The following is a 15,082-nucleotide window of genomic DNA, read 5'->3' as shown; positions in this document are numbered from 1 at the left end:
CTTAAGGAGATTTTCATTATGGAAAATATAGATATTGGTAAAAAAATTGAAAAACAAAGAAAAGAAAAAGGTTTAACTAGTAAAGAACTAGCAAAGATGGCCGATATTACACCATCTATGTTAAGTCAAATTGAGCGTGGGTCTGCTAACCCTTCTATTCAAACATTAAAAGTGCTTGCTAAAGCTCTTGATGTGCCAACATTTAGCTTTTTACTTGAAGATACAAATACAGACGATTTAATTGTACGTTCCCATAAACGAAAGAAAATGATTATTGATAATTTATCATATGAAATGCTTTCACCTGATTTCACTGGAAATTTAGCAACAGCAATTATGACCGTCCCGCCTAATACAGCTTCATCAGAAAATGTGCTAGAACATAAAGGAGAAGAATTAGCATTTGTCTTAGATGGGAAAATCACATTATATTTAAATGAGGAAGAATACGTATTAGAAACTAGCGACAGTGTAAAAATACCTGCTTATTTAAAGCATAAATGGGTGAATCATTTTGAAAAAAATGCCATTGTTTTGTTTTCTGTTACTCCGCCGATTTTTTAATGTATCAATAAAAACAGGATGATTCTTATAAAATGCGGATTATCCTGTTTTTATTAAATAAGAAAGTGAAATTTTTGTTAAAAACTTAACAGTTGGACCCAATCCGAACAATCCTCCTAAAAACATTTTTACAAGTGAAGCTATCCCTCCCATTGATGCTAACGTATCATGAGTCAGATTCATCCCACCACTACCAGAGGCACTTGTAATATTCACATAAAAATAAGAAATACGTAAAAATTAATTAATTTTTCAGAATTTTGTTGAAAAATATGGTAAAATTACTCTTATACTTCTTCTATTTTGCTATTATAGAAATAATTAAATTAGGATACTTTTATCGGATGGGGGAATATATAATGAGTGTGTTATTAAAAGGGCATGAACAGATTGTCAACGAATTAAACATTTTATATCAAGTAATGGTAGCGGAGCAATTAATTGAAGCGAAACAATTAAAAGAAAAAATAGAGAAACAGATTAATAAAATTGAAGCTGATCAAAATCTATCGCTTTACTACTCCCTACTAAACTTTAAATATAAGGTCCTAACCGATTGGACAAACATTAAGTATGATACTTTTAGTCAAATTGTTCGTTTAGACAATCCAATAACTGAAGACTTTATTACTTATTATTATCACTTTTTTAAAGCTGAACATGCTACCATTATTGGAAATTATGATGAAGCAAAAAAAGAATACGAAAAAGCTGAATCCCTTTTAAAACATGTACCAGGCGAACTAGAAGAAGCTGAATATAAATATAAATTTGCTATATTTAATCACCATACAAACAAACCACTTACAGCAATCAATTATGCAAATCAAGCGAAAGAGATTTTCTCAAAATATCCACGTTATGAAATTAAAATAGCTCTATGCGAAAACATTTTAGGCTCATGTTCTGTTTATTTAAAACAATTCGAACAAGCCGAAGAGAACTATAATTCAGCAATCAATATTTTACAAAAGCTGAAAGACGATACACTAATCTTAAAAGTTCGAAATAACTTAGGTTGGCTCTACTCTTCTCAAAATCTATCAACCCTTGCTATTAGACATCTTACAATAGTTACAAACAAATTACCTAAACACCTAAAAGCCAATTTTCTACAAGCCAAAGAACATTTTAGTTTAAATGAAAAAGAACTTGCAAACGATTGGGTTCAAAAAGGCTTAGAAATTTGTAATGAATTAAATAATCAAGAATATAAACACCATTTCACTATCTTAAAAACACAACACACTGGTATTCTAGACGACTTAGAAAACGCAATCATTGCAGGCACTACATATTTTAACAGTAAAGAATTATACGATTATGCACAAGAATATTACGAATTATTAGCAGTAGAATTTCATAAAGTGAATAAAATAGAGAAATCTCAAAAATATTTTTTCAAAACTTACGAAGCAAAACAAAAATTATTAACTAAGGAGGCACTAAGATAATGAAAAAGATTAGTTTAGCTATTTTAACCTTTACATGCATACTTGCTTTTGGCTTTAATAATTTCACTGAAAATCAACAAGCAAAACAACTTCCAAAATGGGATACAGATAAACAAGAAACACATGCAGACCTGTAGAAACCTAAAAACCCCTAATAAAGGGGTTTTTAGGTTTCTACAATATAATAATACGCTTATAAAAGATAGCCATACACAGATACTCTCTGTACATGGCTATCTTTTATTTTTTCGGCACCAACAAAATCCCTAAACTAATAATACAAAAGCTCATTATTTGCTGTGCTGATAGACCAAACAGAACCGAATTTTGTTCACTAACAAGCGAAATAATGATTTGAGCAAAACCCTCAATAATTAGAAAAACACTTATATTCTTTCCATTTCCGAGCCTTTCATTTTTCATCCATAACAAGCCCATTATACAAAGAGCAAGGATGATCTCGTATACGAATATAGGGTGATATAAAAGTTTAGATTCATATATTTTCATTCCCCATGGTAGTGTCGTTGGTGCACCTACTTCATGATGTAATAGAAAATAAAAGATAGTGCACACACACAATCCAAAAGGGAGTACATCAAGTAAAATACGAAGCGAAAATTGTTCCTTTTTACTTTTCCAAACAATGTATACACTAGCAATTACGCATCCTACTACAATATGTTGCATACTTCCAATAGCTAATATTGCTTGCACTGGCGCCCCAAAAGCCCATACAGGATTTAAAATTGCTGGTGCAAACTTCCATACAAATACGATGATAAGAAAAGCATTTGTTAAGGCATCTATCATTTTTTCATATGATACATTTTGATACTTCATCTTTCGTTTCATCAACATAAAACCAAATAGACTTCCAATTATAAGAGATATGGGTTGTAACCTCACGATCCACTCCATCGTCACGAAATCTCCTTTTAATTCTCAATCAATTTCTTAAATTTCTTTTCTAATTGATCTGGTGGTAATACACCTCGTACATGATCTACTATAATTCCATCCTTATTAACAAAAAATGTCGTCGGTAAAGAGAATACTTTATAATCTAGTCCAGCTACTCCGTCCATATCTAGTAGAACCGGAAACTCAAATCCATAGCGATTAGCAAATGCGCTTGCTTCTTGTACTGGGTCACTAACAGTTGCATTCACCGCAAAAATTTCAACATCCTTTTTATATTTATCATACATATGAACTAAGTCAGGTGCCTCCATTTCACACGGCCCACACCATGATGCCCAAAAATTAATAATATATGGTTTTCCCTTGGCATCATTTAACGACTGCAACTTTCCGTCTAATCCTTTTAATGTGATGCCAGGTGCTTTAAAACCTACTTGTGGTAATACTTCTTTCTCTTGTAACTCTGCTTGCTTTGCTTTTCTTTCCTTTTCTTCTTTCTTTGAATTATAAAAGTTAACCCCCGCCCAAACGAGAGCACCTACTAGTATAATAGCAATTAGTTTCTTCACTTTTCTTCCTCCTCATTTTAAAAAACCTGTAAATCCACCGAATAGACGAATAAAGAATGCTGTAATTTTCGTCATTTGATTTGTATACAATAAAATACCTGTTACAATCATCATTCCACCGCCAATTTTCACCATGACATTGGCATATGTAACAATCCATTTTACCTTCCCAATAAAGAATGCTATCACGAAAAATGGAATCGCAAATCCAAGAGTATACGCTGTAATATAAAGAAGTGCCCTTTCAGGATTCGTCGCGCCAAGCATGAGTACAGCTGAAAATATCGGTCCAACACATGGCGTCCAACCCGCTGCATATGTCATACCGACTAAAATCGAGCGAATATATCCAGTCGATTTACTTCTATACTGCACCTTTTTCTCTGCCATAAGCCACTTAGGCTGAAACAAGCCCGTCATAAATAGCCCCATTAAAACAATAAAAATCCCACCAATTTGTTGAATCAATTTTTGGTTAGATGAAAATGTTATTCCAATCCAGCTTACCGATAAACCTAACGCGTAAAATATAACCGAAAATCCGATCATAAAAAATACTGTATGTATAATCGCTGATTTTTACATAATCCCACGATTTTCTTTTAAATCTTGAATAGACACACCTGTAATATAAGATAAATAAGATGGATATAGCGGTAAAGAGCACGGTGATATAAATGACAATACTCCCGCCCCAGCCACAAGCCAAATTGTTAAATTTGCTGCATTCATTTTATTCCCCCTAAAACACTACAATGAGTAGTGTTTATTCTTAAAAAAAGAGGCTATATGCACTCTCCGACAATAAGTACAATCGACACACAGAATAACCCTACTGTTACATATACCGAGTTCGTATGTAAGGGAATAGTAAGCTTAGCAACCTTTTCATTTAACACTTGCTCGATTCGTAAATTTATTGCTGTTTTTGCAAATGAAGCTGTAACACATCGATTTTCCATTGTCTTTATTTTAATTAATTTTAATAACGCGCTACCTAACTCAAATGAAGATTCCATTTTTTGCATCGCATATTTATCTGCTGCTAACTCTTGATACGTATGATATCGTTGTAACAATTCTTTTAATATCGGGATGTACATCATTCCTTCTGCTAATAACGTAAAACAAAATAATTTTAGCGGATCCCAATTATTTTGATGATATTCTTCATGGAAAATAATCGCATCAATCTCTTCATCTGAAAACGTCTGAAGCAAACCTTCCGACATGACAACTTTCGGACGGAATAATCCAATTGTAAACGCTGCAACTTCCGCAGTCGGCAGTATATATATTTGTTTCCCTTTTCTAATAAATGGGATAAGTACTTTTTGTACTTTTTTACTATAGAAAAATTGCCGCCAAATTCTTTTACACACAATCAATACAGTAATTAATAATAACCCCGCTATTATTATACGAACCATTGATAGTTCTTTCATATGTTTTTCTAACTGAAACAAGCAAAACTTTGAAAGGAAGAATGCCTTATTTTGAAAGAGAAATGGATATGTAACATAATACAATAACAAGCTGAAAAAGAGGGTACTAACAATGAGCGCTAACAATACGATTTTACGCATTTGCCATTTCATTTCATCGATCCTCTTTTTTTAACTGATTCAATTTGTCTTCTAATTTTTTTATTAAATTCGGATTAGCCTGCTCTAACTCATCTATCATATGTGTTATAACTAAATCTCCAAATTCCCCCACTAATTCCTGTGTCATTTTCTTCGTTTGATTGGATAAGAATTCTTCTTTCGTTTGTATAGCACGATATATGCCACTTCTTTTCACAGTCTGTTTTTCTAAGTGTAATTTCTCTACTAACCTGTTCATAACTGTCATAACAGTATTAAAATTCACAGGCGATTCTTCACTTAATTTCTGCTGGACTTCTTTAATCGTAATACCATCGCTAGACCAAACAATCTCCATAATCTTCGCTTCAAGCGGTCCAAAGAAATGATTTAATCCTTGCTCATTTAACCTATAGTTTTGCGTAAACATCGTATGACTCCTTTCACACTACGAATTGTAGTACAAATTAAATGAGAGGTCAAACGCAAGTAATACAAACTAAAATTCACTACCTATAAATACGTACCACATTCTATTCATTATAAGCCTAACTTATCTCCAAATGTATCAAAGAGATACTGCTCTAATATTTGTACACTAAACTTTTCATTACGCCCAAGGGCAAATAATTCCCGATCCTTCGCTACGATAGTATCTAACGGAATAACTACATTATCCACTATTTTTGTAATTTCAATTATATTACTTTTTACATTTACTTCTGTTTTAAATTCAACGTTTTCTAACACTATATGTGAACGTCTTCCTGATGCAAAAAAAGTAAAATTAGGATTTTTAACAACGCCAATTTCAGTCTCTAACGCATATAAATAGTGAAAAATTACATCTCTATGTCCATCTTTTATTATTTTTTCATCCTTCTCATCGTCTAAGTATTCTTTCAGCTTCGTTGTAAATTCAAATCGAAAATCCACTTTTTTCACGCTCCTTCTTTGTATTTCATATTAAATAAATATATTGAAATAATTTTACCATATTGTAATACAACTTCCTATTAAAAGTAAAAACTGTTTTAGAAAATCGCTATTATTTCCGATACCCTTTTAAAATATAAGTATAAATTCAATATGAATGAATGCTTCATTACATCTATTTAAACATATTTTTTCCATTTTTTGAAACATTAGTATGAAATATTATATATCAATGAATGGTTTCTAATGTATTGGTATATATAGTCAGTAGTTTCTTTACTATTCCGATATACTTAAGCTACATTTTCTAATTATTGATTACATTACGGAAGGAATGTAACTCTCTTCTATCGAATTTTTATATAACAAAAATGATTAGGTGGTGCTTTACTATGAAATTAGCTGTCATTGGTGGCGGTGATTTACAAGATTCAAATCACTTGCCTATTAATGAACGCCTTATAGAATTAACAAATAAACAGTATCCAAAAGTATTGTTTATTCCAACGGCTAGTCATGATGATGAAAGCTATATAAAATTATTTTTAGACACGTTTGAAAAACAATTACATTGTGAAGTACAAATTTTACGCATTACAACAGATTCACCTTCTAAGTATGAAATAGAGGAGATGATTCATTCAGCCGATTTAATTTATCTAGGTGGCGGAAACTATATTCACATGCTTACGCAATGGAAAGAACATAGACTTGATGAAAAATTATTATTGGCTCTGCAACAAGGAACACTTATTGCTGGTTATAGCGCTGGTGCTATGTGTTGGTTCACGTCTAGTATCCGATCAGATTATGAAGGTTCTGGTTATATAGAGAGTAACGGCTGGGGTATTGTTAATAAAAGATTTTGTCCACATTATAATCAATTAAACAGAATGAACGCCTTCCATTCCTTTTTACAAAATCATCAAGGGAATATAGAAGGAATTGCACTGGAGGATAATTGCGCTTTATATATTACAGAGGAATCCTTTGAGATTATCGGTGAACCGGAAAAAGCGTGGGAGTTTTATATGAGTGATAAAACACTCATTAGACAACATTTTGATATAACTTTAAAAAGCTATTTGTAAACCTGCACTTACGAAAAAATGTCCCTAAGTCTAATAACTTAGGGACATTTTTCTATTTAACTAACTAATCGTGTAATTCGTTTCTTTTGCCATGAAAGCTTATAATATGCATACTGCAATAGTAAGCTGACAATAAATGCTGCTGGATACCCGATCCAAATGCCTTCTATTCCAAGACTTGTATGGTAAGAAAGATAATATGCTACGGGTACTTCTACAAGCCAAATTGAAACAACTCCAATAACAGTTGGCCAAAGTACTGTACCGCTCGCTCGCATTGTCGCACTAATAATTTGTGCATGACCGAAAATTAAATAACTCCATAACGTAATCATAACTAAGCTATGAGCAATTTCAATTGTAGTTTGACTCGTTAAAAATAGTGATAAAATGTCTCTTGAGAATAAATAAATAAGAGATATTAACACACCACCGATGACGTAGTTCATAATAATTCCGGCCTTCACAACTTTCTGCAATCGATCAAATTGATTCGCCCCAATTGATTGTGCTGCAAAAATAGAAACTGTAATACCAAGGCTAACTGCTGGCATTTGTACATAACTTGCAACTTGATTCACAACGCCGTAAGCAGCTGTTGCATCCGAACCGTAACGATTTACAAATGCGATTACGGCAATCTCAGATAATGAAACTAATATCATATTTATACTTGCCGGTATACCGAGCCTTAGCAATAGCTTTAATAACTCCCCATCCATTCGAAGGTATTTTCTAACCGTTCCATCTAGTTGTAATGGGTGATTTTTCTTCTTTAAATACACAAGCATGACAATAAACGTAATAACTGTAGATATAACAGATGCATAGGCTGCTCCATACACATCTAATTTCGGAGCTCCTAACCATCCAAAAATAAGAACTGGTAATAAAATCATATTTAGTGCTGTACTTACAATTAAAAAGTAAAATGGCGTTTTAGAATCTCCTGTACCTCTCATAAATGTTGTATATGCGAAATATAAAAATAATACTGGCATCGATATAAATAAAATCCGTGCATAATGTACACTTATTTCAATAATATTTTCTGGCGTTCCCATTAGACGCATAATATCCATCGCAAAAATACTTCCTATTATCGCCAACACAACTCCAATAATAAAGGTAAATGTCAGCGTCGTACCAACGATAGCTTTTAAACGATCTTCGTTTTTAGCACCAAACGCCTGACCAATTAAAATAGAGCTCCCTGAACCGATACCAATTACAAATGAAACGAGCAAGAAAAATAATGGAAAGAATGCTGATATGGCCGCTAAATCATTAACTCCAAGCCATCTTCCTACTACTACCATACCAAATAATTGTCCAACTGATTGTAGTACATTACTTAATAATAACGGTACTAAAAACATCGACATCGATTTCCAAATTGGTTTACTCTCACTTTCCAACTTATGTGACTCCGCACCTTCTTTATTGTTATCTGCAGGTGGTTTCAAATTTCATTTCTCCTTTTATTAAAAATCTATTTTCAATATCTATCTCTTTGTATAGTTGTTATAATACTGTGCTTCTATTCATTTTCTTTTCATATGATTATAACTTCACCCAATATTGACTTCCATCGGCTGTTCGATCTAAAAATCCATATTCGATTAAATATCTTCTTAACGTTACGAAATCAGGGTATACATTTTCTATCACTGTATTTACTTCTTTTTCAGTATACTTTTTATTACTATCAAACTTCTTCACTAAATGACGCAATATAATTAATTTACGCTTTTGTTTCTTCGGAAATTTAGAGAGAGGTCCATCTAACCCTTCTGTAAAATGAGCTTTTAATACTTCATCATTTTCTTCTTCCGTAATATTGTATCGATCATCCACCATCGTTGCTGTTCTATGAATTGGTACAAATTTCGTTTGTACTTTTGATTTTTCTTCTGATAATTCCATTAGCGCTAAAAATACTTTTGCTTGCTTCATTTTCTCTCGCAGTGTAAATCGATGATTACGAATTGTTGATGTACTTCCGCCATCCAACTCTTTTACAATTTCTTTATCATTCAGTCCCATATAGAAAAACTGAACCATTTTCTTTTGTAAATCCGTTAATCCAGTAAATTTCTTATCCATATTTAGCAAATAATCAAACATAGACGTATGCTCATTTTGAATATGCAATTGGACGAACTTCTCTGCTTCATACAAAACTTGATTATCTTGATAAATAACACCTTTAATAAATGTTTCACCACAAGCTAAGCAAATGTACTCCTCTTTTTCTTCATCAAACACATACCCTTTCTTTAATTCCTCTATTGACGCATCCCAAAACTTCTCTGAAATATCACTCATACTAAACACTCCTTTAAAATGTTTATTTAAAACCAAACAAATAAGCATAACGTTTATTATCACTTCACCATCTTATCACAACGCAAACAAACATTTCAATGTTTCGTTTACCCATTTTATAAACTTTTATAAAAACATCTAACAAAAGGGTTTAATACAACGAAAAGCGAATAAGTTTATACAAATTCATTTTATAGGATGTGAAATAGAACATAAATATTCTTCAAGACCCTTAGTTTACCGTTAAACAAATTGCACAGAATACATATGCGATTAGTGAATATGGAACTGGTATTCACTCATTCCAAAACTTCAGTATTCAATTTTAACTACAAAAAAGATGTTTTCGTATAAGAAAACATCCTTTACTTTTTATATATTCTATTTACAGTCTCTACTAAAACCTTACTTGCTTTTACAAATGTATGCTTTCGATTTCTATCTTCAACAAATTTATTAGCACAACTACTCATAATCATCATACAACTAATTATGACTAACGCTATCTTTCTATTCTTGTAAGTCACTTCATGCCACTCCACTATTACAAAACTTCTTTTGAATTTATCCCATCAAGAAATTTTACATGAATAATAAAACGTGCGAATATGCAATTCTGCATATTCACACGTTTTATCACAATGTTATGATTTAATTTAGTTAAAGAACAAGTATACCGAGGTGACTAACTTGAAGTTTAAAGCGAAAAAAAATCCATTCCACGTCATTTTCATTACATTATTTATAATTATTTTTTTCGTTTCGTTATTCTTCCAAAATGAAAATTCTATTTTTTTCACTCTCATGATGCTATTAAATATCGTGAATCTTTCTTCATTCTATTTCTCTCACTACAACGTAACGGAATCATCTCTTGTTGTAAAACACGGTTTCATACTTCGTACTGAAATCCCATTTAAAGACATTCGCCATATTAAGTACTCTGGCAAAAAACTTCGTTCAAAAAAATGGACTAGGCAACAATTAGAAATTAATTATAATTTATTTGACTCAGTGACCACTTTCGTACCACAAGAAGAAGAAAAATTCATTTCACTCTTAAAAGAGAACTGCCCACAGATGAAAGTAATGAATACGCCTGCTAACAAATAATATATTTTGAAGCTTGCATTATTGCAAGTAGATGAAACTTAAAAATGGACATCAAAAAAGCCAAGATTCTATACTAAGAATCTTGGCTTTTTCTATTACTCTTTTGGAGCAATCATTTTCTTTGGATCTACAATTTCATCAAATTGCTCTTCTGTTAGTAGTCCAGATTGCAACGCTGCTTCTTTTAAAGTTAATCCTTCTTTATGAGCATGCTTCGCAATTTTCGCTGCATTTTCATATCCGATATGTGGGTTTAGCGCTGTTACAAGCATTAGTGAACGATTCACATTTTCATTAATTACTTCTTCATCTGCTTCAATACCAACTGCACAATTGTCATTAAACGAAACAATTGCATCCGCTAATAAGTGAGCTGATTGTAAGAAGTTATAAGCAATAACAGGTTTAAATACATTTAACTCAAAGTTACCTTGGCTCGCAGCAAATCCGATTGTTGCATCATTCCCCATCACTTGCGCTACAACCATCGTTAATGCTTCACTTTGCGTTGGATTTACTTTACCAGGCATAATAGAGCTCCCTGGTTCATTTGCTGGAATAATAATTTCTCCAAGACCACTACGTGGACCACTTGCAAGCCAACGTACATCGTTAGCAATCTTCATTAGATCCGCAGCTAATGCTTTTAATGCACCGTGAGTATATACAACTTCATCATGGCTCGTTAATGCATGGAACTTATTTGGTGCAGAAACAAATTGTTTACCTGTAAATTGACTAATTTCCTCTGATACCATCTCACCAAATTTAGGATGAGCATTAATACCTGTTCCAACCGCAGTTCCACCAATTGCTAACTCTTTCATATATGTATTGCTCTCTGCAATCATACGCTCTGTTTTTTCAAGCATACGGTGCCATCCGCTAATTTCTTGCCCTAAAGTTAACGGCGTTGCATCTTGTAAATGTGTACGACCAATTTTTATAATATGTTCAAATGCAGTTACTTTTTCTGCTAAAGTTTCTTTTAATTTCGTAATTGCTGGTAATACGTGATTTTCTACTGCGATTACACAAGCTACATGAAGAGCCGTTGGAAATGTATCATTTGAACTTTGTGACATGTTCACATCATCATTCGGATGAATATGTACGTCAGATCCCTTCTCTTTCAAAATTTGATTCCCACGATTTGCAATTACTTCATTCACATTCATGTTTGACTGTGTACCACTACCTGTTTGCCATACGACAAGCGGAAAATGTTCATTCCATTTCCCTGCAATCACTTCATCCGCAGCTTCTACAATTGCTTCTGCTTTTTCTTCTGATAGCTTTCCTAATTTTTGATTGCTAAGCGCTGCACTCTTCTTTAAAATTGCAAATGCTTTTACAATTTCAAGCGGCATTTGCTCTGTTCCAATCGGAAAGTTTTCTTTACTACGTTGTGTTTGTGCTGCCCATAATTTATCAGCTGGAACTTTTATTTCTCCTAATGTATCTCTTTCAATTCTGTACTCCATGTTTTCATCCCCTTGAAAATATAATACCTACATCTCTTATAATAACAGACTTTCTCTTAAATGATAAGAATTCTCACTCTTATATATAGATATTCTATATTTATTTAAAAAAATTCCTCTTGACCTAAACTTAAGTTTAGGCTGTATCCTTTCCATTGTAACCTACTATAACACTACTGGAGGAATTCAATATGAAAAAATATGCTTTTATAACAGGTGCGAATAAAGGAATTGGATATGAACTTGTTCGTCAATTAGCAGAAAAAGATTATCACGTATTTTTAGGTGCTCGTAATGAACAACTTGGACAACAAGCCGTAGAATCTTTAAATGTTTCAAACGTTTCCTATATTCAAGTAGATATTTCAAATTCACAATCCATTCAAGAAGCAACAAAGAAAATTTACGAAACGACTGACCACTTACATTTATTAATTAATAACGCAGGCATAGCGCTAGACTTCAATACGCTACCTAGTGAATTAAATATTGAAACTTTACGCCAAGGATTTGAAGTTAACTTTTTTGGAACTTTCCAAATGATGCAAGCCTTTTTACCATTATTAAAGAAATCAAGCAACAGTAAAATCATAAATCTAACAACTGACATGGCCTCACTAACAATGTTTGCTAATGGTGAAACACATCCAATTAATACACTAGGATATAATTCTTCCAAAACAGCTATTAATGCTTTAACATTAGCTTTTAGTAAAGAATTTGCCACTAACGGTCCAGAAGTATTTGGAGTAACTCCTGGTTTTACAACTACGGATCTTAATGGAAATTCCCCCGGTGGCCATACAACCACTGAAAGTGCTAAAATTATTATTAAATATGCATTAAGTGAAACAAACTATAATGGCAAAATACTAAATAAAGATGGCATTATACCTTGGTAATAAAAGGATGAATGATATGTATTATACAATTGGACAAGTCGCCAAGATGCAACACTTAACAATTTCTCAAATACGTTATTACGATAAACAAGGACTGTTCCCTTTTCTGCAAAGAAACGAAAAAGGAGATCGAGTTTTTGATGAAGAAGCACTGAAATATTTAGAGATGATTTTGTGTTTAAAAAACACTGGTATGCCAATTCAAAAAATAAAACAATTTATCGACTGGTCTATGGAAGGAGAATCTACCATCCTTCAAAGGTTAGAATTAATGAAACAACAGGAGACCAATGTCTTACAGCTCATTCAAGACACTGAAAAAAACTTAAAAAAGATACAACAAAAAATTGCTAAATATGAGAATGAAATAACTTCAGCAAATGCTATTAAAAAATAAAAAAATCACCTTCTACATATTGTAGAAGGTGATTTTTATTTTATGATGCTTGCTTTCCTTTATCTGCATCATCTACATACCAGATGAATTTGCCTGTATATCCGTAAATAACTGCTAAAATTAACGATACGAAGCTTAACCACATAAACGGAACGTATGAGAACGTTGCTACACCTAAAATACCAGCCATAAAAATACCATTATCAGACCATGGAACCATACCTGAAGTTAACGTTCCACCTACTTCTGAGTTACGCGCTAATACACGACGGTCTATTTTTAATTTATCATAGCTATCTTCCATAATTTTTGGTGTTAAAATTAGTGATACATACATCGCACAACCAAATATATTAGCTAAGAATGCCACGATTAATGTAGACAATGTTACATTACCTGCAGAATTTAATTTCTTCTCAAATTTTGATACGATTACTTTTAAAACACCTAGTTTTTCAAGTAATCCACCAAATCCTAAACCGAAAATAATAACGGCTACTGAGCCAAGCATGCCGTTAATTCCACCACGGTTTAATAACTTGTCAACAAACTCAACACCAGATTGAATTGAGAATCCGTTATAAGCTGTTCCAATCGCCTCTCCAAAGTTCATCCCTTGGAAAAGGGTTGCCCAAATTGCACCAATTAAAGCTCCCATTGCAATTGTTGGCATAGACGGTTTCTTCATCGCTAATAGAACGATAACAATGACCGCCGGAACAAGCATCCATATTTTAATATCAAATTGCTTTAATAAAGCTTCTTTTAAAAATTCTACTCGATTCAAATCTACATTATCGCCGCCATACATCCAACCAGCTACAGTAAACATAATACTAGTAATAATATAAGCTGGAACATCTAATACGAGCATAGCTCGAACGTGAGCAATAACATCTACTTTCGCCATAGAAGCTGCAAGAACTGTGCTATCAGAAAGTGGTGATAATTTGTCGCCGAAATAAGCTCCTGAAAGAACTGCACCAGCAACAAGCGGAAGTGGTAAACCAAGGCCTTCACCAATCGCCATCATAGCAATACCTGCTGTTCCCACTGTTCCCCAAGACGTTCCTGTTGCGATAGAAGTTATAGAACAAATAATTAATGTTGCTAATAGGAATATGCTAGGGTGAATAAATTCTAATCCATAATAGATTAATGTTGGTACTACCCCACCAGCAATCCATGTTCCAATTAAAGCACCTACTGCAACTAAAATCAGTATCGCTTCTAATCCGTTAGAAATCCCTTTCGTAATTGCATCTTGCAATTCTTGATAACGAAATCCTAATCTTAATCCAAGCGCAATTACTAAAAACCATGAAATAAATAGCGCTAATTGAATTGGGAGATCAAAAATCGTTTGGAAGGAAAAGACAACAGCAAGAAATAGTAATAAAAGAACTATGATTTCTAGCATCGATGGTAATCTTACACTTTTCATTTTTTTCTCTCCTTACAAGTCGATAACATGACGTATGTCGTCTTACATGTATGTAATATACAATTAGCGAAGACAAAACAAAATTTTCATATTATTTCGATTTATTTTTCCAGTATAATATATTCACAACCCTTTCTATTGTAAAAGTAGATTACGTTTTTCGCAATGAAAAATATAAAAAATGTTGTATTTTTATTTATCCCGATATTTTCGGCCAATAAGACCCCCGTCTCAAAATTCAGTAAGTGCAAAGCACTTAGGTAAGAAATTAACTACTGTAAAATTCCGAA

20 protein-coding genes are annotated in these 15,082 nt (G+C 32.7%); 7 read left to right on the top strand and 13 right to left on the bottom strand.

Features of this window, described 5'->3' with window-relative positions; all coding sequences use genetic code 11:
- The first annotated feature begins 18 nt into the window (after positions 1 to 18).
- Complete coding sequence (locus NST27_RS08695; protein WP_000427639.1) at positions 19 to 564, top strand: helix-turn-helix domain-containing protein; 546 nt, start codon at positions 19 to 21, stop codon at positions 562 to 564.
- A 39-nt stretch (positions 565 to 603) separates the two neighbouring features.
- On the opposite strand, the gene NST27_RS08690 is transcribed toward NST27_RS08695, so the two are convergent.
- The gene (locus NST27_RS08690; protein WP_001999537.1) at positions 604 to 780 is read right to left on the bottom strand and encodes a hypothetical protein; all 177 of its coding nucleotides are present in this window, start codon (positions 778 to 780) and stop codon (positions 604 to 606) included.
- A 143-nt stretch (positions 781 to 923) separates the two neighbouring features.
- Between NST27_RS08690 and NST27_RS08685 the strand changes: the two genes are divergently transcribed.
- Entirely contained in the window at positions 924 to 2,018 is a 1,095-nt protein-coding gene (locus tag NST27_RS08685) for a response regulator aspartate phosphatase (RefSeq protein ID WP_000114846.1), read from the top strand.
- Positions 2,018 to 2,155 carry a hypothetical protein gene (locus NST27_RS08680; protein WP_000724010.1) on the top strand — a complete coding sequence of 46 codons (138 nt, stop codon included), beginning with the start codon at positions 2,018 to 2,020 and terminating at the stop codon, positions 2,153 to 2,155. Before NST27_RS08685 ends, NST27_RS08680 begins: the two co-directional genes overlap by 1 nt.
- A gap of 103 nt (positions 2,156 to 2,258) precedes the next feature.
- On the opposite strand, the gene NST27_RS08675 is transcribed toward NST27_RS08680, so the two are convergent.
- The 7 genes from NST27_RS08675 to NST27_RS08650 all read right to left on the bottom strand — a co-directional run bounded on the left by NST27_RS08675 (position 2,259) and on the right by NST27_RS08650 (position 6,033).
- Positions 2,259 to 2,939, bottom strand: coding sequence for a prolipoprotein diacylglyceryl transferase family protein (locus NST27_RS08675; RefSeq protein WP_000454843.1), 681 nt, complete (start codon positions 2,937 to 2,939; stop codon positions 2,259 to 2,261).
- Between the two features lie 17 nt (positions 2,940 to 2,956).
- Complete coding sequence (locus tag NST27_RS08670) at positions 2,957 to 3,511, bottom strand: TlpA family protein disulfide reductase (RefSeq protein WP_000733184.1); 555 nt, start codon at positions 3,509 to 3,511, stop codon at positions 2,957 to 2,959.
- A gap of 12 nt (positions 3,512 to 3,523) precedes the next feature.
- Entirely contained in the window at positions 3,524 to 4,060 is a 537-nt protein-coding gene (locus NST27_RS08665) for a cytochrome c biogenesis CcdA family protein (RefSeq protein ID WP_001999541.1), read from the bottom strand.
- Positions 4,061 to 4,090: 30 nt separating this feature from the next.
- Positions 4,091 to 4,243 carry a cytochrome c biogenesis CcdA family protein gene (locus tag NST27_RS29540; protein ID WP_001999542.1) on the bottom strand — a complete coding sequence of 51 codons (153 nt, stop codon included), beginning with the start codon at positions 4,241 to 4,243 and terminating at the stop codon, positions 4,091 to 4,093.
- Positions 4,244 to 4,296: 53 nt separating this feature from the next.
- On the bottom strand, positions 4,297 to 5,109 hold the full coding sequence (locus tag NST27_RS08660; RefSeq protein WP_000871928.1) for a M56 family metallopeptidase: 813 nt from the start codon (positions 5,107 to 5,109) through the stop codon (positions 4,297 to 4,299).
- A gap of 1 nt (position 5,110) precedes the next feature.
- Positions 5,111 to 5,527, bottom strand: coding sequence for a BlaI/MecI/CopY family transcriptional regulator (locus NST27_RS08655; RefSeq protein WP_000495080.1), 417 nt, complete (start codon positions 5,525 to 5,527; stop codon positions 5,111 to 5,113).
- A 110-nt stretch (positions 5,528 to 5,637) separates the two neighbouring features.
- Positions 5,638 to 6,033, bottom strand: a complete 396-nt coding sequence (locus NST27_RS08650; RefSeq protein WP_000347526.1) for a DUF3942 family protein — start codon at positions 6,031 to 6,033, stop codon at positions 5,638 to 5,640.
- A 392-nt stretch (positions 6,034 to 6,425) separates the two neighbouring features.
- Between NST27_RS08650 and NST27_RS08645 the strand changes: the two genes are divergently transcribed.
- On the top strand, positions 6,426 to 7,124 hold the full coding sequence (locus NST27_RS08645) for a peptidase E (protein WP_000762121.1): 699 nt from the start codon (positions 6,426 to 6,428) through the stop codon (positions 7,122 to 7,124).
- 56 nt (positions 7,125 to 7,180) lie between these two features.
- Here the strand turns inward: NST27_RS08645 and NST27_RS08640 are convergent, their stop codons facing one another.
- From NST27_RS08640 to NST27_RS08630, 3 genes are all read right to left on the bottom strand, one after another.
- Complete coding sequence (locus tag NST27_RS08640) at positions 7,181 to 8,590, bottom strand: MATE family efflux transporter (protein WP_000804128.1); 1,410 nt, start codon at positions 8,588 to 8,590, stop codon at positions 7,181 to 7,183.
- Positions 8,591 to 8,687: 97 nt separating this feature from the next.
- On the bottom strand, positions 8,688 to 9,452 hold the full coding sequence (locus tag NST27_RS08635; protein WP_001280275.1) for a DUF2087 domain-containing protein: 765 nt from the start codon (positions 9,450 to 9,452) through the stop codon (positions 8,688 to 8,690).
- Between the two features lie 365 nt (positions 9,453 to 9,817).
- On the bottom strand, positions 9,818 to 9,979 hold the full coding sequence (locus NST27_RS08630; RefSeq protein WP_000221431.1) for a hypothetical protein: 162 nt from the start codon (positions 9,977 to 9,979) through the stop codon (positions 9,818 to 9,820).
- A 163-nt stretch (positions 9,980 to 10,142) separates the two neighbouring features.
- Between NST27_RS08630 and NST27_RS08625 the strand changes: the two genes are divergently transcribed.
- Positions 10,143 to 10,565, top strand: a complete 423-nt coding sequence (locus tag NST27_RS08625; RefSeq protein ID WP_000669072.1) for a PH domain-containing protein — start codon at positions 10,143 to 10,145, stop codon at positions 10,563 to 10,565.
- 95 nt (positions 10,566 to 10,660) lie between these two features.
- Here NST27_RS08625 and fumC read toward each other — a convergent pair whose 3' ends face one another.
- A complete protein-coding gene (gene fumC / locus NST27_RS08620; protein WP_000456608.1) occupies positions 10,661 to 12,049 on the bottom strand; it encodes a class II fumarate hydratase in 1,389 nt (462 codons plus the stop codon).
- 191 nt (positions 12,050 to 12,240) lie between these two features.
- On the opposite strand from fumC, the gene NST27_RS08615 reads away from it, so the two are divergent.
- A complete protein-coding gene (locus NST27_RS08615; protein ID WP_000759551.1) occupies positions 12,241 to 12,951 on the top strand; it encodes an SDR family NAD(P)-dependent oxidoreductase in 711 nt (236 codons plus the stop codon).
- 16 nt (positions 12,952 to 12,967) lie between these two features.
- A complete protein-coding gene (locus NST27_RS08610; protein WP_000291861.1) occupies positions 12,968 to 13,348 on the top strand; it encodes a MerR family transcriptional regulator in 381 nt (126 codons plus the stop codon).
- 40 nt (positions 13,349 to 13,388) lie between these two features.
- On the opposite strand, the gene nhaC is transcribed toward NST27_RS08610, so the two are convergent.
- A complete protein-coding gene (nhaC, locus tag NST27_RS08605) occupies positions 13,389 to 14,792 on the bottom strand; it encodes a Na+/H+ antiporter NhaC (protein ID WP_000843992.1) in 1,404 nt (467 codons plus the stop codon).
- Positions 14,793 to 15,082: the final 290 nt, after the last annotated feature.

Origin of the sequence: Bacillus sp. FSL W8-0770 (genome assembly GCF_038008705.1) — a bacterium.
GTDB lineage: Bacteria > Bacillota > Bacilli > Bacillales > Bacillaceae_G > Bacillus_A > Bacillus_A cereus.
Note: the sequence above shows the minus strand (reverse complement) of the source record. Positions and strands in the feature narration are given on the sequence as shown.